Annotated in this window: 15 protein-coding genes; all 15 read left to right on the top strand. The window is 49.4% G+C overall.

Going from position 1 to position 19,599, the window contains the following annotated elements:
* Positions 1 to 65 precede the first annotated feature (65 nt).
* The 15 genes from AC50YG_RS01870 (at position 66) to AC50YG_RS01940 (ending at position 19,597) form a co-directional block, all read left to right on the top strand.
* On the top strand, positions 66 to 1,154 hold the full coding sequence (locus AC50YG_RS01870) for a glycoside hydrolase family 88/105 protein (protein ID WP_494824286.1): 1,089 nt from the start codon (positions 66 to 68) through the stop codon (positions 1,152 to 1,154).
* On the top strand, positions 1,141 to 2,310 hold the full coding sequence (locus AC50YG_RS01875; protein ID WP_494824287.1) for a mandelate racemase/muconate lactonizing enzyme family protein: 1,170 nt from the start codon (positions 1,141 to 1,143) through the stop codon (positions 2,308 to 2,310). The genes AC50YG_RS01870 and AC50YG_RS01875 overlap by 14 nt, the downstream gene beginning before the upstream one ends.
* A gap of 91 nt (positions 2,311 to 2,401) precedes the next feature.
* On the top strand, positions 2,402 to 3,958 hold the full coding sequence (locus AC50YG_RS01880) for an extracellular solute-binding protein (protein ID WP_494824288.1): 1,557 nt from the start codon (positions 2,402 to 2,404) through the stop codon (positions 3,956 to 3,958).
* 70 nt (positions 3,959 to 4,028) lie between these two features.
* Entirely contained in the window at positions 4,029 to 4,961 is a 933-nt protein-coding gene (locus AC50YG_RS01885) for an ABC transporter permease (RefSeq protein ID WP_494825257.1), read from the top strand.
* 29 nt (positions 4,962 to 4,990) lie between these two features.
* Positions 4,991 to 5,884, top strand: coding sequence for a carbohydrate ABC transporter permease (locus tag AC50YG_RS01890; RefSeq protein WP_056028386.1), 894 nt, complete (start codon positions 4,991 to 4,993; stop codon positions 5,882 to 5,884).
* A 377-nt stretch (positions 5,885 to 6,261) separates the two neighbouring features.
* Positions 6,262 to 7,788 carry a response regulator gene (locus tag AC50YG_RS01895; protein WP_494824291.1) on the top strand — a complete coding sequence of 509 codons (1,527 nt, stop codon included), beginning with the start codon at positions 6,262 to 6,264 and terminating at the stop codon, positions 7,786 to 7,788.
* Positions 7,789 to 7,847: 59 nt separating this feature from the next.
* Positions 7,848 to 9,611 carry a sensor histidine kinase gene (locus tag AC50YG_RS01900; RefSeq protein ID WP_494824293.1) on the top strand — a complete coding sequence of 588 codons (1,764 nt, stop codon included), beginning with the start codon at positions 7,848 to 7,850 and terminating at the stop codon, positions 9,609 to 9,611.
* 109 nt (positions 9,612 to 9,720) lie between these two features.
* Positions 9,721 to 11,097, top strand: coding sequence for an ABC transporter substrate-binding protein (locus AC50YG_RS01905; protein WP_494824295.1), 1,377 nt, complete (start codon positions 9,721 to 9,723; stop codon positions 11,095 to 11,097).
* 127 nt (positions 11,098 to 11,224) lie between these two features.
* Positions 11,225 to 12,028, top strand: coding sequence for a carbohydrate ABC transporter permease (locus tag AC50YG_RS01910; RefSeq protein ID WP_494825259.1), 804 nt, complete (start codon positions 11,225 to 11,227; stop codon positions 12,026 to 12,028).
* A gap of 5 nt (positions 12,029 to 12,033) precedes the next feature.
* Positions 12,034 to 12,864, top strand: coding sequence for a carbohydrate ABC transporter permease (locus tag AC50YG_RS01915; RefSeq protein WP_494824297.1), 831 nt, complete (start codon positions 12,034 to 12,036; stop codon positions 12,862 to 12,864).
* 8 nt (positions 12,865 to 12,872) lie between these two features.
* Positions 12,873 to 15,188: a beta-L-arabinofuranosidase domain-containing protein gene (locus AC50YG_RS01920; protein ID WP_494824299.1), complete on the top strand. Its 2,316-nt coding sequence runs from the start codon at positions 12,873 to 12,875 to the stop codon at positions 15,186 to 15,188.
* An 83-nt stretch (positions 15,189 to 15,271) separates the two neighbouring features.
* Positions 15,272 to 16,342 carry a M24 family metallopeptidase gene (locus AC50YG_RS01925; protein ID WP_494825261.1) on the top strand — a complete coding sequence of 357 codons (1,071 nt, stop codon included), beginning with the start codon at positions 15,272 to 15,274 and terminating at the stop codon, positions 16,340 to 16,342.
* Positions 16,343 to 16,365: 23 nt separating this feature from the next.
* Positions 16,366 to 17,562, top strand: coding sequence for an NAD(P)/FAD-dependent oxidoreductase (locus AC50YG_RS01930; RefSeq protein ID WP_494824301.1), 1,197 nt, complete (start codon positions 16,366 to 16,368; stop codon positions 17,560 to 17,562).
* Entirely contained in the window at positions 17,559 to 18,560 is a 1,002-nt protein-coding gene (locus AC50YG_RS01935) for a proline racemase family protein (protein WP_494824302.1), read from the top strand. The genes AC50YG_RS01930 and AC50YG_RS01935 overlap by 4 nt, the downstream gene beginning before the upstream one ends.
* Before the next feature lie 35 nt (positions 18,561 to 18,595).
* Positions 18,596 to 19,597, top strand: a complete 1,002-nt coding sequence (locus AC50YG_RS01940; protein WP_494824304.1) for a proline racemase family protein — start codon at positions 18,596 to 18,598, stop codon at positions 19,595 to 19,597.
* Positions 19,598 to 19,599: the final 2 nt, after the last annotated feature.

The following is a 19,599-nucleotide window of genomic DNA, read 5'->3' on the forward strand; positions in this document are numbered from 1 at the left end:
GGCGACAGCCGCTTCATCTTATGTAAGCGCATTATATGTATTTTAAACAAAAAGGAGGAAGTTAAATGGTGGAGCAAAACAGACCAGAACGGCAGTTGCTGCTAAGTCGAACCGCGGATCGGACGCTGGCGCTGAGCCATACCTTTTCGGATGAGCCCGGTGGCATTCGCTGGCGGCGCTGGGATTGGAGCATCGGGGTAGCCTTCTATGGGATAGTGAAAGCGGGAGAAGCGGTGGGAGATGCCCCCTATGACCTGCTGCTGAAAGGCTGGATTGATGGCCGAATAAAATCGCATTTTGAAAAAGTGTGCGTGAACTCCAATTCGCTGCTGCTGACGCTGCTGCATTTGCGTGATCAGGACGACGAAGGCCACTATGCGAGACTGTTTCAGACGTTTGACGATTATTTGCTCAACAGTGGGCCGCGCACCGATTCCGGCGCCCTTGAGCATACGGTGCTGGACAATGATTGGTCGGATCAGGTATGGGCGGACACGCTGTTTATGAGCTTGCTTTATATGGCGCAGCGGGGAACGCTCCTAAATGATGAGCGGTTTAGGCTGGAAGCTGGAAGACAGCTCGCTCTGCATTGCAAGCTGCTGTTCGACCCTGATGAAAAGCTGTTTTATCATGGCTGGAACGATAAGCAGAAAAAATGGATCGGCGTTCATTGGGGCAGAGGCAATGCGTGGATGACGGCGGGCATTGTTGATATTTTGGAGCTGCTTCCGTCCGAGTTTGATGGCCGGGAGGCGATTTTGGAAACGCTCTATGCGCAAGTAAAGAGGCTGGCTGGGCTGCAAGAGGCTTCAGGGCTGTGGAGAACGGTGCTGAACCGGGAGGACACTTATACGGAAACGTCTGCTACCGCTGGCATTGCATATGGCTTGCTGAAAGGCATCAGGCTCGGCCTCATTTCGGAGCAATACCGCGAGGTGGCGGAGCGGGCGCTTGATGCAGTAGTGGCAAGCATTGATGAAGAAGGTTATGTAACAGGCGGTTCGTCAGGTACCCCGGTGAAGGCGGATGCCGAAGCCTATAATCAAATCCCGTATGAAATTACGCCGTTTACGCAAGGCTTGGCATTGCTTGCCCTCCATGAAGGACTACAGCCTAACAAAAAAGGGAGTGTTTCGATTCATGAAGCTGTCTGATTTGCGTTTAACCGTCGTTGGCGTGCCGCGTTCTACCGGCTTTGTCAGCAAGCATGTCATTGTGGAGCTGATGACCGATGAGGGCTTGACCGGCATCGGCGAAATGTCGGATTTTTCCCATCTTCCTTATTATTCGATTGATTTGAATGACCTGGCGACAGTGCTTAAGGGCATCCTGATCGGACAAAATCCCTTCCAGCTGTCGCGCATCAATATGGAGCTGAAAAGCCATTTTCCCGAAGCTAACTTTTATTATGAGAAGGGCAATTTTATCCGCAATGGCATTGATGCCGCACTGCATGACTTGTGTGCGAAGGCACTGAATATGTCGGTATCCGAATTTATGGGTGGGGCTATTCAGCACAAAATCAAAGTATGCTTTCCGATCTTCCGTCACCGGTTTATGGAGGAGGTTGAGGAAAATATCGCCGTCGTCCGCGAGCGGCTGGCACAAGGATTTGACGTATTCCGGCTGTATGTCGGAAAAAATCTCGATGCGGATGAAGCGTTTCTGGACGGGGTACAGCGCGAGTTTGGCTCACGGGTGAAAATCAAATCGCTTGATTTCAGCCATTTGCTGGACTGGAAAGCATCGCTCAAGGCGATACGCCGCTTATCTGCTTATGACTTTGAAATGGTCGAGAGTCCGGCTCCCCAAAATGATTTCGAAGGGCTGCGGCAAGTCCGCATGAAATCGGATTATCCCGTGAGCGAGCATGTGTGGAGCTTCCGCCAGCAGCATGAGATGCTGCGTCAGGAGAGCGTAGATATTTTTAATATTTCACCTATCTTCATTGGCGGTCTGACATCGGCGCGGAAAGCAGCGGCAGCCGCAGAAGTGGCGGGGAAGGGCTGTCTGCTGGGCACGACGCAAGAGTTGTCCATTGGCACGGCCGCAATGGCACATCTCGGCAGTACGCTCGTCAATCTGAATTATACGTCAGACCCGACGGGGCCGGAGCTTTACGTAGGCGATGTGGTCAAGGAGCCGGTTCGTTATGAGGAGGGTTATCTGATCGTGCCAGGAGCTGACAAACCAGGTCTTGGGATGGAACTGGACCCGGCTAAAATCGAAAAGTACCGCGTGCCGGATTTAAGCTGGGGAGCGATATCCGTCCATCAGCTGCAGGACCGTACGTCACAAACGAAGCAGTAAAACAATAAAACAATAAAACAATAAAGCAATGAAGCAAAATGATATAGAGGCAAGCCATGGCAAGCATTCCTATAAAAAGGGGAGACGACTCATGAAAAGCAAGCCGATTCAGCCTTTTGCAAGCAGCAGCAAGCGGTGGGTGAACCTCATCTGCACCGGAATATTGACGGTGGGGCTCGCCGCGGGCTGTGCAGGAACGGGAGAGAAAGCAGGCAGCAGCGGAGAAAACAACGGGGAGAATGCAGGTGCGGGCAAGCCCTATAAGCTGTCGATTGCGCTGCGGCAGGTCGGAGATATTCCGGCAAAGGGCAATGAGGTGGAGCAGGCGATTGAACAATACACGAATACCGAGCTTGCGATTCAGTGGATTCCGCAGGCGGCGTTCGATGATAAAATCAATGTCATGATTGCCTCCAATGAGCTTCCGCAAATTTTAAAGGTCAACTATGTGCCGAACGTAATGAATGCAGCGCGCAACGGACTGTTCTGGGAGCTGGGTCCTTATTTGAAGGATTATCCGAATCTGGCGGCGCAGGATCAGCGCTACTATGACAATATTAAAATTGACGGCAAGCTGTACGGCATCCCGAACTACCGCGATATTGGCCGGGCAGCGGTCGTTTACCGCAAAGATTGGTTTGATCAAGCGGGACTGAATTTGCCCGTCACGATGGATGATTGGTACAACGTTATGAAAGCGTTCTCTGAAAAGGATCCAGACGGCAATGGCAAGGCCGACTCCTACGGCACAATGCTGTTCAAAAATTACAACGCCGGAACGCAGCCTGTTATTACGAGGCTTGCTGTCAGTATTGGCGGCGTCAATCGCTGGGGTGAGGACAATGGCAAATTCACGCCGGAGTTTAAGACACGGCCGTATATGGATGTGCTTCAGCTGTTCCGCAAGCTGTATGCAGACAAGCTGATTAATCAGGATTTTGCTGTCTATGATGTGACGGAGCTGGATAAAGCGATGTATGACGGCAGGGTCGGCATGCGATTAAATGTTTCAGCGCAAAATGTTCAGAGCTATTCCGTCGCCATGAAGGATACGATTCCGACGGCAGAATGGGATATTGCACCGTTTGCTGGGCCCGATGGTCCGCGCATCGCAGGGGAGCCGGGCAACTTTGGATTTTTGGCGATTCCCAAATCGGCAGTCAAGGATGAGGCGGAGCTGAAGCGCGTGCTGACCTTCCTCGACAAGCTGATGGATGAGCCGATGTCCACGCTGCAAATGCGGGGCATTGAAGGCAAGCATTATGAGGTGACGGATGGCACGAAAACCAAGTTTACGGATTTTGCCTTATTCCAGCGGGAGGTCAAGCCTTATCGTGACGGACTGCTTAACATTGAAGGCTACAATGTTCCGGAAATTGATGATACCCCGATTGCCCTCAAAGGGACAAAAATGGCGAGAGATAACGTTCAATATGCGGTGCCCAATCCCGCGCTGACGCTCAATTCGCCAACGTATAATGAACGTGGAGTAGAGCTTGATCTCATTATTCGCGATGCGGAAACGAAATATATTATGGGCCAAATTGATGATTTAGGCTTCCAGGCGGAAGTGGATAAATGGGCGAAGGCTGGCGGCGATGCAGTCGTGAAGGAATATGAGTCGTCCTTCGTAGAGCTTGGAGGCTAACAAGGGAGGGACGCGCATGAACGCACAAATCCGCACGACGGGCAGCAGCAATAGCAGGCCAGGCGGATCAATGCTTGGCAAGGAGCGGGTAAGCAGACGCAGCGAGTGGCTACGGGAGCTCATAAAGGATAAATGGATGTATGCGATGCTGCTTCCAGGCGTGTTATTTTTCATTATTTTCAAATATGTCCCGATGTACGGCGTCATTATCGCTTTTCAGGATTATCAACCCTTTCAGGGTGTGCTGGGGAGCAACTGGGCGGGACTTAAGCATTTCGAGCGATTTTTCTCGGAGCCGCAGTTTTGGCAGCTGTTTCGCAATACGCTGCTGCTGGCGATATACAACATCGTCTTTTTCTTTCCGCTGCCGATCGTGCTTGCTTTAATGCTCAATGAGGTGCGGGTCGAGCGGTTCAAGCGGTTTGTGCAGACGATGATCTATATTCCCCATTTCGTGTCCTGGGTCGTCGTCGTTGGTGTATTCTACATTATACTGACGACGGAAGGCGGCATTATCAATGAAATGCTGTTTGCGCTGACCGGGCATAAAATCGCCTTTTTGCTGGAGCCGAGCTGGTTCCGAACCATCATTATTTCGCAGTCGATTTGGAAAGAGGTAGGCTGGGGCACGATTATATTTCTCGCGGCGTTGTCGGGCGTCGATGTGCAATTGTATGAAGCGGCGCGGATTGACGGAGCCAATCGGTTAAGACAACTGTGGCATATTACACTGCCGGCCATTCGCAGCACAATCGTCATTTTGCTTATATTGCGTCTGGGCACGTTTCTCGATTCCGGGTTCGAGCACATCTTCCTCATGCTTGCCCCAACCAATCGCGACGTCGGTGAAGTATTCGACACGTATGTGTACGTGAAAGGCTTGACCCAGGCCCAGTACAGCTACAGTGCGGCAGTCGGCCTGTTCAAATCCTTTATCGGCCTCATTCTGGTGCTGGGAGCGAACTGGATGGCCAAGAAGTTTGGGCAGGAAGGGGTTTACTAGAGCCATTATGAGAGCAGGAGGAGAGGGTTATGAGCCAAGACCAGTCTTATGTTCGCGTGGACAATACGCTGGGTAACAAATTGTTTGACGGCGCCAATTTCATCGTGCTGACGATTATTGCTTTGGTGACGGTACTGCCGTTCATTTATATTTTGGCTGTATCTTTTACGAGTCCGGAGGAGGCGGCAAAAGGGGGCTTTATCCTTTTTCCGAAGTCGTTCTCGCTGTCGGCTTATCAATATATTTTCTCGACCGATACGCTGATGCGCAGCTTGCTCGTATCGATTTATGTGACGACGCTCGGCACGGCTATCAATCTGCTGTTGACCTGCCTGATGGCCTATCCGCTTGCAAAGCAGACGCTGCGCGGACGTCAGCCGATTTTAATGGCGGTGCTGTTTACGATGCTGTTCAGCGGCGGACTCATTCCGACTTACTTTGTCGTAAGCGGCATGGGGCTGACGAATACGCTGTGGTCGTTAATGATTCCGAATGCCATAAGTGCGTTTAATCTGATTGTGCTGAAAAACTTTTTTCAGCAAATTCCCGATGGGCTGGAGGATTCTGCGCGAATCGACGGCTGTACGGATGTCGGCGTGCTGTTCCGAATCGTCATTCCATTATCCATGCCTGCCATTGCCACCTTTGGCATGTTTTATGCGGTTTCGCATTGGAACCAGTTTTTCAGCGCTATAATTTACATTAACGACAGCGATAAATGGCCGGTACAGGTGCTGCTGCGGGAAATCGTTATTTTGGCGCAAAGCCGCATAGGTGATACCGGATTCGATGAAACGGCAATTCAGCCGCAAACGATTCGGATGGCGGTCATCGTATTTGCTACGATTCCGATTTTGCTCGTGTATCCGTTTTTGCAAAAGCATTTTGCCAAGGGCGTTATGCTCGGTTCGGTTAAAGGATAAAGGATAAAGGATAAAGGATAAGGGGTAAGGGCTAAGGGTAGGCAGGAAGGGAGTCAGCAAGCAGGATTGGCGTTCATTAAATTAGGTGAATAAGTTAATAAGTAAATGAGTAAATGAGCTAAAGCAGCGGCAAGTCAGCCGCATCTTCGTCCCGCCGAGTGGGATAAGGTGCGCAGCCTTGCCGCTGCTTGCTGTTTGCATAACCGGGCAAAGGAATACTAATAAACACAATTGGTTGAAAAAATGAAAGTATTGCTTCTGAATCTGGATTGTAATTATTAAGATTGGATATAGAATAGGAAGTGTGAACGATAGCAGCTAGAAACATCCCATTGATATTGCTATAAAAAAGCTATTGATATGAAGGGGGATGGAAGATGTTGAACGTTTTAGTTGTGGATGATGAACCGAAGCATAGGAGAGGGCTATCCCGGATGCTAAAAAATTTGCGGCCGGAATATACCATTTATGATGCAATGGATGGTGCTGATGCTTTGCAAAGCATGAGCATTCATCCCATTGATTTGGTGTTCACAGATATTCAGATGCCGATTATGGACGGCCTCGAATTTATGGAGCGTCTCATCGAACGCGGGGGAAGCGAATGCATTATTATAATGAGCGCTTATTCGGACTTTGAATACGCGCAGCGCGCCTTGCAATTAGGGGCTAACGATTATTTGCTGAAGCCAGTTGAAGAACAAAAAATCATTCAGCTGCTTGCGAAAACGGAGCATAAAATGCGCGCCGTACGCCTTGCCTCCGTGGAAGCTGCCCTTGCCGAATTGTTTGAAGGATCACCAGATACAGACGATTATGAGCAGCTTGAAAGAGCCTTTCCAGCTGCTAAGCAGGGGATGGTTATGGCTGCGGTGCTGAACTTGAATATAGGGAAAGGCGATCTGAAATCGCTGCTGAGCGAGCTCAAAGCGATGCTCGGAGCAGCCTTGAAGGCGCAAGGGTTTTCCTTCGCTTTCTACATGTCCGATCAGGCGCTTCACACCTTGATCATAAGCGGGGAAAACGGGCCAATCGTCTCGCCTGAATGGGAAGGAACGCTTCGGATGATGATTCGCCACTTCTCGGCTCAGCATGGAGTCGAATTAACCTTTGGAATCGGGAGCGGCTTCACCAAGTGGGAGCATGAAGCCAGAAAATCTTTTAAACAAGCTAGTCTCGCTCTGCAAACGAGATTTTACAAAGGCGGAGGCATTGTACTCGAAGCTGACCAAATAAATGACAGCGGACATCAGGCGCTGCTAAAGCTTGATGTGCGTTTTTTGACAGACGCCGTTGTTGCGGGCGATAAGGCTGGCATTCGAGCTTATCTCGATGCCACGATGAATCAGGCGACCGCAAGCGGCTTCCCGCAGCCTGAAAAGCTGGTATATGCCATCGCTGCCGCTATTCAGCATTTAACCTCCTGCTTAATGGAAAAAGGGCTGCTTTCTATAAATAGTGCTGCATTTGAGGAAGCGCTGCTGCAATGCCAAACCATTGGGCAATTAAAAAACGAGGCTCAAGCATGGATTTTCGAATTGGCTGATGGTTGGGATAATCGAACAGCATCCTGTCGAAACGAAGCAATTATTGACGCCTGCAAAACCTACATTGAAAACCACTATGACGAAGAATTATCCCTCAGTACGATCGCTGCGAAATTTCACTTTAATGCTTCTTACTTTTGTTTACTATTCAAAACGCATACTCATACGACCATCAACCAATACATTATGCAAACGAGAATGAAGGCTGCAGCCGGGCAATTATTGCAAACCTCGCAAAAGGTATATCAAATTGCCGAAAACGTCGGCTATAAGGATGTAAAATATTTCATACGGCTGTTTCGCAAGGAATATGGCAGCAGCCCAGAGGAATACCGTCATTTATCTGCTACTCGCTAAAGGAGGGGCTTAGCCTGCGGACGCCTTATTTTTTACATCGCTTTCAAAAGCATTTTAGCTTGCGCTCCAAGCTTTTGCTGACCTATGCCTTAATCGTTACGCTGCCGCTCGTCGTATTAAGCTCAAAATATTTTTATTCAAGTAGGGAATTTGTTGCGGATTTTGCCCGGCAAAACCTCTATTCCATCGTAAAGCAAAACAATGAAATCATTGATGAAGAGCTGTCGCGGGTGGAAGAAAGCAGTCTTGCCATGTTCGCCGATCAGGTGCTGTATGAGCAATACTTACATGCGGACCCTACGGACGAATACAGCATGATTACGATGGAGAAAAAAGTGAATCAAGTCATCAGCAAATATTTCCTCGACCTAAATCAAATCTACTCGATTCATTTGATTACGAGTTTCGCTAATATTGGCACGTCAACTTTTATTCCCTATCAGGATTTTAATAAGACCGCTTTATATCAAAGGGCATGGGCAGGAAATGGGGGGATGGCCTGGGTGCCGACATTTTCGTTTGATCGCATGTTTGATCGGAAAACGAGCCAAGTGAGGCCGCCGGAATATGCCCACCTGCTGTCGGGGGTGCGCCTGCTTAAATTGTTTCAAATCAATAATAGCGAAGTGATAGAGCTGCAAGGAAAAGCTGAGATGCCGGTGTTGGTAGTTACCTATAATCCGGAAATGTACGGCTCCCACTTGTCGGGCGCACTTCCAGCGGGTGGCGCTTCTTATTTTATTATGAGTGCAGAGGGCGAGCTCATATCAGGCACGGACATGTTTAAAGAAACTCGCCTCGGCAAGCCGGCATGGCTCGATGAGATTGCAGCAATGAAAAGCGGAACGATTACCGTGATGCAGGATGGAAAGCCGTTAATTGTGTGCTTTGATACCTCTAAAGTAACGGGCTGGATATCGGGCATTACGATTTCTCCCGGAAAGCTGATGGCCTCATTTTTGCCAGAAATTAAATCCTATACGCTCTACTTGGCTGTATTTCTCCTTATCGTTTCACTCCTGCTGGCTTATATATTCGCGAGCTCCATTACGAAGCCTGTCCATCAGCTGCTGAAAGCGATAAAAAAGACCGGTGAGGGCGAATTCGATACGCGAATTCCCGTCGAGTCCTACAACGAAATGGGCTATCTGATCCATAAATACAATCAAATGAATGTGAAAATTAATAGATTAATCGAAGAGAATTACATCGTCAAGCTAAGAGAGAAAGAAACGCAAATTATGTCGCTGAATATACAGCTTAACCCTCATTTTTTGTATAACACCTTAAACATTATGAATTGGACTGCTCTGGAAAACAATCAGAAGGAATTAAGCAGCATGATTGTCAGCTTATCCGCCATGCTTCAGTACACATCCGCAAACAGCCAGGACATTGGTGATTTCAATGACGACTTAAATTGGCTCAAGCATTATATTTTCATCACGGATCAGCGCTTTGAAGGAAAGTTTGCCGTCACCTATGACATTGCCCCTGAGCTTTATACATACACCGTGCCCAAGCTTTTTTTACAGCCGTTTGTTGAAAATGCCATTGTGCATGGCTTTGCCCACATTCATCGCGGCGGTCTCATTCAAATTCGCGGCTGGCTGGAGGACAAGCAGCGCTGCTTCACGGTTGAAGATAATGGCATCGGCATTCCAGAAAGCCAAATCGCGTCTTTGACACAAACGGAGAGCAGCTCAATCGGCATTCAAAATGTCGACAAACGAATCAAGCTCATTTACGGCGATTCCTATGGCGTTACGATAGATTCTCAGCCCCAAAAGGGGACGGTGGTGAAAATTCATTTGCCCCTATAGAAAAAGCGAAGATCCTCCACCAATACAAAAATGTTCGAATTCTTTTTATAGCAGCTCTTATTTACAATAATACTATAAACCATTTGTAAATAAGATGGAGGGCGAGCCAATGAAAAAAGCTAAACGTTTAACCGCATTAGCTTTGTCGGCAGTTTTTTCGATGACAGTCCTACTTACAGCCTGCTCCAGCAACGAAGAGTCTCCTGAAAATCAAACCGGTGCAAAACCTCCTAAAGGAGGCGAGCAGGTTACGCTTAAATTTTCTTTCTGGGGCGACACCATCGAGAAGAAGACGGTCACGGAGGCACTTAAGCTTTTTGAGCAAGAAACGGGCATCATCGTTGAGCCTATGCATGTGCCATCGGATTATTTGACGAAGCTGACGACAATGGTAGCCGGCAATGTGGCACCCGATCTCGGTTATTTGTCTTCTGGCGCAGCGCTCAGCTGGGCAGAGGATGGCAAGCTGCTCAATCTTACCCCGCTAATTGAAAGCGATCCCGATTTTAAAAAGGAAGATTATTTAGATCAAATTTGGTACGACTACGCGCCCGGCAAGACGATTGGAATGAGCACCGCAGTAGAAGGCTATGGACTCATGTACAACAAGGATATGCTGCTGGATGCTGGTGTGGAGCTGCCTCCGACTGAAGCAAGCAAGGCATGGGACTGGGATACCTTTATCGAATATTCAAAAAAACTAACGCTGGATGACACGGGGAAAAATGCGCTGGACCCGGCGTTTAATCCGAATAAAATCAAACAATATGGCTTCCAATATGATCCATACAACATGATGGCAGCGGTTGTCTCCAATGGCGGCAACTTTTTAACCGAGGACGGTATGGGCTTTGGCTTAGTGGAGCCGGAAGCGATCGAAGCGATTCAAAAGCTTGCTGACCTGATGTATGTTCACCATGTTTCACCGACCCCGCTTCAAACGAAAAGCCTGCCCGATATGGCGCTGCAAACGAAAAAAGTCGCCATGACCGTATCTGGAAACTGGGCTCTGCAAGCATTTGCCGAACAGGAATTTAATCTAGGTGTAGGCGTTCTTCCCAAATTAAAAGAAAGCAATACGCTGCTGGATGGCGCGCCGACGGTTATTTTCAGCTCGACCAAACATCCTGCGGAAGCCTGGCTGCTTTATAAATATATGGCTGATCCGGAATCGGTGCTGCCGCTAATTGCAGGAGGATTGTGGATGCCGCTCAAAAAAGCTTGGTATACCGATCCAGAGCTGATCAGCAAATGGGCTTCAGGAAACAAAGCCCACCCAGAGGGCTATACCGAATCGTTCATGAAGCAAACGCTTGAGAATGGCATACGGACGCCGGGCTTTGAGGTGAAAAATCTAGCTAAAATCAATGCGCTTGTCACGCCTGCACTTGATTTGGTATGGACGGGCAAAGAAACAGCCGAGCAAGCGTTAAAAGGGGTTGAGCCTAAAGTGGAGCCGCTCATTCAGGGCTATTACGGAAGATAAGCTAGGGGGATCGCCATTCGCCTGGAGAGGAGGTGTTTTTATCACTCGTAAACGCCGTATTGCGCTTGCTGGCATCCTATTTGCCTTGCCCAGCATTCTAGGCCTGCTCATTTTCACTATATTGCCGATGTTATCCAGTTTATTGCTAAGCTTCACGGATTATCGCATTGTGAATACGCCGAAATTTATTGGGCTGGACAATTACACGCGGCTGTTTGATGGAACGGATCAATATTTTTACAACTCTTTAGCGGTTACGTTTAAATACGTGATTTTAAGAGTTCCTCTCGGGCTCGTGTTTTCATTTATCGTCGCTTTTTTGCTTAATATGGAGTTTATTCGCGGCAAGTCGATTTTTCGAACAATCTTTTATTTGCCGGTTATTGTGCCCGCTGTAGCTTCCTCGATGATTTGGATTTGGTTGTTCAGTCCTGATTTGGGCCTATTCAACAGCTTTCTGGAAGCACTCAATCTCCCAACCCTAAACTGGCTTTATGCAGAGGAAACGGTCGTTCCTTCGATTGTTCTCATGAGTCTTTGGGGGATGGGGAGCACGATCATCATTTTTCTGGCGGGCTTGCAAGGTGTGCCGAGAACGTTGTACGAGGCGGCTATTGTGGATGGTGCAGGTGCGATGCGCAAATTTCTGCACATTACGATACCGATGATGACGCCGATCATTTTCTTTAATCTGATTATGGGCTCGATTGGCGCCTTTCAGGTATTCACCGAAGCGCTCATTATGACACAGGGCGGGCCGAACAATGCCAGCTTGTTCTATAACTATTACATTTATCGCGAGGCCTTTTTATTTGGAGAAATGGGGCATGCCTCGGCAATTGCCTGGATTCTCTTTATAATTATCCTGCTTGTGACGGCGATTTTTTTCCGGACTTCGAAATCATGGGTATTTTATGAAAGTGAGGTGTAGCCCAGATGCTGAGAAGTCGCCGAATCTCGCAAATAACCGTCTATTTTTTCCTTTTCGTAGGAGCCGCTTTTTGCCTGCTGCCGCTGTTCTGGCTTATACGCAGCTCGCTCATGACGTCGATTCAAATTTTTGAAATGCCGCCCAAGTGGATTCCTGCTCCCTTTCAATTTCAGAACTATGTAGAAGCTCTAACATCAATCGATTTCTTCCGCTTTTTCCGCAATACGCTGACCATTACGATTAGCTGCTTGGCAGGAGCGCTGATCAGCAGCTCGCTTGGCGCGTATAGCTATGCAAGGCTGAGCTGGCCGGGGAGAAATATTTTTTTCTCCCTGCTGTTAGCGAGCATGATGCTGCCCAGTGCGGTCACCTTGATTCCTACCTTTATTGGCTGGCGATTGGTAGAGCTCATCAATACGTATTTTCCGCTTATTATGCCGGTCTGGTTTGGCTCAGCGTTTGACATTTTTCTGCTCAGACAGTTTTATTCGAGCATTCCTAAAGATTTGGATGAAGCGGCCTATGTCGATGGAGCGGGCCCCTGGACTATTTTTTACCGCATCATTATCCCCTTGTCTAAACCGGCTTTAATCGTCATTGGACTGTTTTCGTTTATGAATTCCTGGAATGATTTTATGGGGCCGCTCGTTTATTTGAATGAGGAAAGCAAATTTACGATGGCGCTCGGCCTCCAAATGTTTCAGTCGCTGCACAGTGCGCAGTGGCATTTGCTAATGGCTGCGTCCACCTTCGTCATTATGCCTGTCATTATCGTGTTTTTTATAGGGCAGCGTTATTTTATTGAAGGTATTACGTTAACTGGAATGAAAGGGTGAGATCCGAAATGAAAGCAAGCATGAGGATAAAACAAGCGGCGCAAGCTTTCGCATTAGGTGAGGTTAAGCTGCTGGAGGGACCATTTAAGCATGCGATGGAAACGAATCGCCGCTATCTTCTGGAGCTTGAGCCAGACAGACTGCTGGCTAGATTTAGAGAATATGCAGGGCTTGAGCCACGAGCGCCGCAATATGGGGGCTGGGAAGCGGAGAGCTTGTCGGGACATACGTTAGGGCATTATTTATCCGCTTGCTCGATGATGTTTAGCTCTTTAGCAGAGGCGGAATTCAAGGAAAGAGTCGATTATATAACGGATGAGCTGGAGCTTTGCCAAAATAAGCATGGGGATGGTTATGTTTCTGGAATCCCGCGCGGCAAGGAGGTTTTCCACGAGGTCTCTTCCGGCCATATTCAATCGAAGGGCTTTGACTTAAATGGGGCATGGGCTCCCTTGTACACGCTGCATAAATTGTTTGCGGGACTGAGGGATGCTTACCGGCTAACCGGTAATGAGAAAGCGCTCGTGGTCGAAAGGAAGCTTGCCGACTGGGTCGAGGGCATTCTCGCACCGCTGTCTACAGAGCAAATGGAAGAAATGATGATTTGCGAGTATGGCGGCATGAACGAGGTTTTAGCGGATCTTTATGCCGATACGAATGAATACAAATATTTAACATTAGCTGAGAAATTTTGGCATAAGCTGATCCTTGATCCGCTCGCTGAGCATGTGGACTGCTTGCCCGGAAAGCATGCGAATACCCAAATTCCCAAGCTGATTGGACTAGCGAAGGAATATGAATGGACTAGCGACGAGAAGCGCCGGGACACAGCTGAGTTTTTCTGGAACAGCGTCGTCCACCACCATTCCTATGCGAATGGCGGCAATAGCTTTGGCGAATATTTTGGCGATGCGGATTCGTTTAATGACAGGCTGGGACCGCAAACGACGGAGACGTGCAACACCTACAATATGCTGAAGCTGACGAAGCATTTGTTTGAGTGGAAAGCGTCCGCTGCGGAAGCCGATTATTATGAACGGGCGCTGTTTAATCATATCCTCGCGTCCCAAAATCCGGAGTCTGGGGGCATGACGTACTTTTTGTCGCTGGCAATGGGCGGGCATAAAATTTTTGATGACAAATTCGACGATTTCACCTGCTGCATCGGCACAGGGATGGAAAGCCAGGCCAGCTATGGAAGCGCGATTTATTTTAAAGGGGAAGACAAACTTTTTGTGAACCAGTTCATCCATTCTGAGCTGGCATGGACGGAAAAGGGCGTTACACTGCTGCAGGAAACGGAGTATCCTTTGGACGATGTGATACGGCTCAAGCTATCATGCGCGAAACCTGTGCGGTTCAGTCTCAACCTTCGCTATCCGGGCTGGGCGGAGCAAGGGGTTTCTATTGAAATCAATGGTGAAAAAGTAGAGGTTGACCATTCTCCCGGCTCCTTTATCGCAATCAACCGCTTGTGGATCGACGGGGACGTGCTTCGGGTCGTTGTTCCGATGTCGCTGAGGCTGGAGGCTATGGCGGACAATGCGGATCGCGCAGCGATTTTTTATGGGCCTGTGCTGCTTGCGGGTGATCTGGGCAGCCACGATGATCCTCATGCTTCTGATTACCTTTATGCGCCTGTATGGCTTTCGAAAGGGAAACCGCTGGATACATGGCTGGAAGCAGTGCCGGGGAACAGCTTAGCTTTTCGAAGCAAAATGGTCGGTTATCCCCGCAATGTGGAGCTAACGCCATTGTACCAAATGGTTGACCGTTCCTATACCGTGTACTGGGATCTGTTCACGCCGGAAGGCTGGGCGGTGGCGGAAGCGGATTACAGAAAAGTGATGGAGAAGATGCAAAGGCTGGAGCAGTGTACGATTGATTATGCGCAGCCAGGAGAAATGCAGCCGGAGCGCGATCATGATTTTCAAGGCGACAGCTCGACTCGCGTTGGCATGTTAAACCGCAGACCATTCCGTATGGCAGGTCAGGGCGGCTGGTTCTCGTTTGACTTGAAGGTGAAGCCCGAAAGCAAAATGATGCTAGTCGTCACTTATACCTCGGCTCAAGAGATGCCTAATTGCGAGTTTGATGTCTGTTTAAATGGCGAGCCGCTGACAGAGGTTGAGGAAGGCTTTACGGAAGACGAAAAGTTCTATAATGTGAACTTCCCGCTCTCATCTACAGCGCTTGCTGACGCCGAGAAGGTTACCGTTACCTTCCAAGGCAAAGAAGGGAAACGCATTCGCCGCGTATTTGGCCTTCGGATAGTGGACAGCGAGCAATATAAACAGCTAGGCGTGCAAAGCGACTCTATTTAAAAGCATGGTGAACAGGCCGGTTCTTCATGCCATGCAGCCCTTTTTCACCATCCATTTAATTTGGCGAAGGGAGCGTGAAGCAAATGGAAGCCCAGCGGCTCAAGAGGATTAGGGAACAGCTGGAAAGCGAGCAGCTAGATGGGATAGTCATTGCAAGTCCATTCAATCGAAGATATATGACCGGATTTACAGGAACAGCGGGATTTGTGGCGATTACGAAGGATCAGGCGCTGCTTGTCACTGATTTTCGCTATACGCGTCAAGCGACGGAGCAGGCGAGAGAATACGAGGTCATTCAGTATACAGGCAAGCCATTCGAGCTTATTCGAGAAAAGCTGGACTCTGCTGGAGCAAGCAAGCTCGGGTTTGAGAAAAATCATGTGACATTGGCGGGCTATGGCGCCTACGAGGAGTCTTTTAACGGATTCGAGCTTGTCCCGACCCAAAATATCGTTGAAAAGCTGCGCGGCATTAAAGATGAGCGCGAGCAAGGGCATATTCGCAGGGCGATCGACATTACGGAAAAAGCGTTTGACCATATTTTAGGCGTCATGAAGCCTGGCATATCTGAGAAGGACGTATCTGCCGAGCTCGAATATTTTATGCGCAAAAATGGGGCGACCTCATCAGCCTACGCTACGATTGTAGCCTCTGGCTTGCGCTCGGCATTGCCGCATGGGCTCGCTAGCGACAAGCTGCTGGGAACGAACGAATTCGTTACCCTTGATTTTGGAGCGAGCTATGAAGGCTATTGCTCCGACTTGACCCGGACCGTGTTTATTGGCAAGCCGGAAGAGCGGCATAAAGAAATTTATAAGATTGTACTGGAAGCGAATGAGACTACCTTAAACGGACTAAAGCCGGGCATGACGGGCAAGGAAGGTGATTCGCTGGGCAGGGACTGCATTGCCGGCTATGGTTATGGGGAGTATTTTGGTCATGGGCTCGGTCATGCCTTCGGTTTGGAAATTCATGAATGGATGGGCTTTTCCCAGAGGTCGGATGATGTGCTGGCTCCCGGCATGATTTTGACAGTGGAGCCTGGCATTTATATCCCTGATTTTGGTGGCGTCCGTATCGAGGATGACATTTTGATCACAGACACAGGCATTGAAGTGCTGACGAAGTCGAACAAGGAATTAATCGTTTTGTAATACAGAAGGAGGTGGCCTCGTCCATGCATGCTGAATCTGCGGAAGTCGTCATCATTGGCGGAGGCATCATTGGGATGGCCATCGCCTATTATACGGCCAAATTAGGGATGGACGTTCTCGTCGTCGAGCGCGGGGAGATTGCGGGGGGAACCTCCTCCAAATGCGACGGCAATATTTTAGCCATTGATAAAGACCCTGGCTTTGACAGCCAAATGTCTTTGAAATCCCAGCAATTAGTCGCCGAGCTGGTGTGGGAGCTTGATGAGGAGTTTGAGTATCGGGCACCGGGGAGCATTCTCGTCTGCGAGACGGAGGAAGAGATGCTCGCTGCTGAGCGCTGGGTTTCCCGGCAAAAGCAGGCAGGGCTCCCATTCCGGATGCTCGATCAGAAGGACCTGCGAGATGAATGGCCGTATATGGCCGAGGATTTATTAGGAGGTTTAGAGTGTGCGACGGATTCAACGGTTAATCCCGTATTGCTAACCTACTCCTTGGCCGCAACCGCTCGCCGTCATGGCGCCCGATTTCGAACGCATACGGCGGTTACGGCGATTTTGCTCGATGAGAAGCGGAGAATTCGAGGAGTGGAGACTGCAGCAGGCATGATTAAAGCGAAAATCGTCATTAATGCGGCTGGCGTATGGTCGAAGCTTATTGGACAAATGGTAGGTATCGATATTCCAATTGAGCCGCGAAAAGGCCATATACTCGTCGCTTCTCGCTCAGCCAACATTGGGAAACGGAAGGTGATGGAATTCGGCTATTTGATCAGCAAGTTTGGCGGGAAGCGCCAAGTAGATCCCAAGTTCGAAGCGTATGGCATCGCCCTTGTATTCGAACCTACCGCTGCTCAAAACTTTTTAATCGGTTCGAGCCGCCAATTTGCTGGTATGGATACCCGTGTGGACCAGAAGGTTATTCGGCTTATTGCAGAGAGAGCGATTCGCTTCTTTCCGGTCATCGAGCATATTCCGATGCTTCGAACGTACGCTGGCCTAAGGCCATGGACAGCCGATCATTTGCCCATCGTTTCATCTATTGACGAAATACCGGGCTTTTATGTAGCAGCCGGCCATGAAGGGGATGGAATCAGCCTCGCGGCGGTTACGGGGAAAGTCATTAGTGAAATGATAAGCGGAGCCGAAACCTGCATTCCGATTGAGCCGCTGCGCTATGACCGCTTCCGTCGTGGCGGCGTAGATCAGGAGGTAGTCCTATGAAGCTTTCCAAACTGGTGACCACCATCGATACCCATACAGGAGGCAATCCGACCCGAACGGTTACAAGCGGAGCACCGGAGCTAATCGGAAACACGATGACCGAGAAGATGGTTTACATGTCCGAGCATTTTGACGATTTTCGCAAAGCGTTGATGTTTGAGCCTCGGGGCCATGAAGTGATGTCCGGTTGTATTTTGACTCCTCCGTGCGACGAAACGGCCGATATCGGCGTTGTTTTTATAGAGACGGGCGGCTATTTGCCTATGTGCGGGCATGATACGATTGGCCTTTGCACAGCGCTGATTGAGGGCGGGATCTACCCTGAGAGCAAAAACGTCATTCGGCTGGATACGCCAGCAGGGCTTGTGGAAGCCCATCTTGACATTGCCCATGGGAAAGTCAAAGAAGTGACGTTCACGAACATTGCTTCTTTTTTGTACAAAAAGGATGTCCGGCTCCAGGTCGAGGGGATTGGTGAGTTTTCCGTTGATATTGCGTATGGCGGCAATTTTTACGGCCTGGTTGATGCGCGTCCGCTGCAGTTGCCTCTGGTGCCAAATCGGGCTTCGGAAATCGTACGCTTGGCGATCAAAATTCGGGAGGCGATTAACGAAAGCATTGAAGTGGTGCATCCCGAAATTCCGGTCATTCGCGGGCTGACCCATATTGAGTTTTACAGTGATCCCGTATCGCCTGCTGCCCATTGCCGCAATACGGTCGTCGTGCCTCCGGGAGGAATCGACCGTTCGCCCTGCGGGACAGGAACCTCGGCGAAGGTAGCTGTGCTGCATGCCAAGGGCGAGCTTGCCAAGGATCAGGAGTTTGTCCATGAAAGCATTGTAGGCTCCGTGTTCCGGGCCAAAATCTTGGAGGAGACAACGGTAGGCGGCTTGGCGGCCGTCATCCCGCAAATATCAGGGTCAGCCTGGGTAACAGGCTTTCATCAGTTTGTTTTTCAAGATCAGGATGAGCTGCGGAGTGGATTTTTCTTACTCTAATATTACTCAAATGCTGGTTTGACGGAGGCTTGAATATGGAAATCAACAAATGGTATGCAGCGATTGATACGCATTCCGGCGGAGAGCCTCTTCGCATCCTGACAGGTGGGCTGCCGCAAATGGCAGGCGCCTCTCAGCTAGCCAAGTCGTTATTTTTCAAGCAGCAATATGATTCCGTACGAACTCTGCTTATGGCTGAACCGCGAGGACATTACGGCATGACAGGGGCCATCGTTACAGCTCCTGTATCAGAGGAAGCTCAATTCGGCTTATTGTTTCTAAATCAGGAAGGGCTTGCCGCTATAAGCGGGCATGGAATTTTCGCGGTCGTAACGGCATGGATTGCGACGGGGCAGCTGGATGCGGCTATTGCAGCGGGCGGCATCTTAATCGACTGCCCGGCGGGCAAGGTGAAAGCCACTGCTAGCTGCGAAGGGCAGGAAGTACGAACGGTCTCCTTCCATAATGTTCCGAGTTATGTATATGCGGAATCCCTTACACTGAGCATCCAAGACATTGAGATATGTGTCGATATTGCTTTCAGCGGGGAGTTTTATGCGGTTGTCGATGCTGCCGGACTTGGCGATAGACGGTCAATCCCTGAGCTTCAAGCATGCGGAGGGTTAATCCGCAAAGCCATCGAAGCACAGCTGGAGGTTAAGCATCCGGTGCTGGAGGGGATTGCTGGCATTCATGGCGTATTTTTTTACGAAAAGGTGGAGGGCGATCCGACTAATTCGGTCTATCGCAGCTGGTCCATATTTGCGGGAGAACAGCTTGACCGCTCGCCGGGAGGAGCGGGAGCTTGTGCCCATATGACGGTTTTAAACTATAAGGGGCTGCTTAAGCGCGGGCAGCAGGTTGTTTATGAAGGCGTTGCTGGCACGCGTGCAGTTGGCAGCGTGGAGGAGGAAATATGTGCGTTCGGGAAAAAAACCGTCACTCCACAGCTAACAGGAAGCGCTTATGTGCTGGGCTTTATGAATTTTGTGCTTGTTTCTAGCGATCCGCTGGCTGATGGATTCGTGCTGTACTAGAA

This window comes from Paenibacillus sp. J31R34 (assembly GCF_059383715.1).

What these genes read in the sequence shown, in the direction of transcription:
- AC50YG_RS01870 (WP_494824286.1), top strand. Translation starts at nt 66, where the DNA reads ATGGTGGAGCAAAACAGACCAGAACGGCAGTTGCTGCTAAGTCGAACC.
- AC50YG_RS01875 (WP_494824287.1), top strand. Translation starts at nt 1,141, where the DNA reads ATGAAGCTGTCTGATTTGCGTTTAACCGTCGTTGGCGTGCCGCGTTCT.
- AC50YG_RS01880 (WP_494824288.1), top strand. Translation starts at nt 2,402, where the DNA reads ATGAAAAGCAAGCCGATTCAGCCTTTTGCAAGCAGCAGCAAGCGGTGG.
- AC50YG_RS01885 (WP_494825257.1), top strand. Translation starts at nt 4,029, where the DNA reads ATGCTTGGCAAGGAGCGGGTAAGCAGACGCAGCGAGTGGCTACGGGAG.
- AC50YG_RS01890 (WP_056028386.1), top strand. Translation starts at nt 4,991, where the DNA reads ATGAGCCAAGACCAGTCTTATGTTCGCGTGGACAATACGCTGGGTAAC.
- AC50YG_RS01895 (WP_494824291.1), top strand. Translation starts at nt 6,262, where the DNA reads ATGTTGAACGTTTTAGTTGTGGATGATGAACCGAAGCATAGGAGAGGG.
- AC50YG_RS01905 (WP_494824295.1), top strand. Translation starts at nt 9,721, where the DNA reads ATGAAAAAAGCTAAACGTTTAACCGCATTAGCTTTGTCGGCAGTTTTT.
- AC50YG_RS01910 (WP_494825259.1), top strand. Translation starts at nt 11,225, where the DNA reads ATGTTATCCAGTTTATTGCTAAGCTTCACGGATTATCGCATTGTGAAT.
- AC50YG_RS01915 (WP_494824297.1), top strand. Translation starts at nt 12,034, where the DNA reads ATGCTGAGAAGTCGCCGAATCTCGCAAATAACCGTCTATTTTTTCCTT.
- AC50YG_RS01920 (WP_494824299.1), top strand. Translation starts at nt 12,873, where the DNA reads ATGAAAGCAAGCATGAGGATAAAACAAGCGGCGCAAGCTTTCGCATTA.
- AC50YG_RS01925 (WP_494825261.1), top strand. Translation starts at nt 15,272, where the DNA reads ATGGAAGCCCAGCGGCTCAAGAGGATTAGGGAACAGCTGGAAAGCGAG.
- AC50YG_RS01930 (WP_494824301.1), top strand. Translation starts at nt 16,366, where the DNA reads ATGCATGCTGAATCTGCGGAAGTCGTCATCATTGGCGGAGGCATCATT.
- AC50YG_RS01935 (WP_494824302.1), top strand. Translation starts at nt 17,559, where the DNA reads ATGAAGCTTTCCAAACTGGTGACCACCATCGATACCCATACAGGAGGC.
- AC50YG_RS01940 (WP_494824304.1), top strand. Translation starts at nt 18,596, where the DNA reads ATGGAAATCAACAAATGGTATGCAGCGATTGATACGCATTCCGGCGGA.